Annotated in this window: 1 protein-coding gene; it reads right to left on the bottom strand. The window is 69.2% G+C overall.

The genetic code is table 11. The features are described 5' to 3' along the window. Positions 1 to 77: 77 nt before the first annotated feature. Positions 78 to 488 carry a pilus assembly protein TadG-related protein gene (locus tag AC1B00_RS09660; protein ID WP_193599379.1) on the bottom strand — a complete coding sequence of 137 codons (411 nt, stop codon included), beginning with the start codon at positions 486 to 488 and terminating at the stop codon, positions 78 to 80. Positions 489 to 530 lie beyond the last annotated feature (42 nt).

Here is a 530-nt window from a genome sequence, read left to right as displayed (position 1 = left end):
GTGCATGCGGTCAGCGTCAGTGCGGCGGCGATGATGCCGGCGAGGGCGAGGCGCTTGATGCTCATGGTGGGGCTCTCCTACTGGGTGATCAGCTCTGCGGTGGCTGTGGCTTGGACGGGGAACGGCACGGGGAGGAAGGTGGCCGAGTAGTCGGTGTCGACGGTGACGGTGATGCGGTCGCCGCTGACGGCGACGCTTCCGCCGACGCCGGCGGCGGCGAGGTAGCCGTTGGCGGCGCTGACGGCTCGGCTGCTGTCGATCGCGGTGGTGCCGTCGCTGATCGCTTGGCCGCTGACGGCGTTCGCTGCGGCGCGGGCGGCGCTGGCTGCGGTGGTGTAGGCCTGCTGGTTGGCTTGCACCTTGCCGGCGCCGTCGACGACGAGTCCGACGATCGCGAGGAACGCGACGGTCATGATGACGAAGTAGATCGTCGCGACGCCCTTGTCGTCGCGGAACTTGGCTCGGAGCCTCTGGATCATGGTGTTCATCGCCGCTCCCTGTAGGCGTCGACGGGAGAGGCGGCGGTGCCT

The organism is Campylobacter sp. DY7 (assembly GCF_057802535.1).
This window is presented reverse-complemented; position numbering and strand designations above follow the sequence as displayed.

Excerpts from the sequence above, each read along its gene's own strand:
- AC1B00_RS09660 (WP_193599379.1), bottom strand. The coding sequence starts at position 488 with ATGAACACCATGATCCAGAGGCTCCGAGCCAAGTTCCGCGACGACAAG.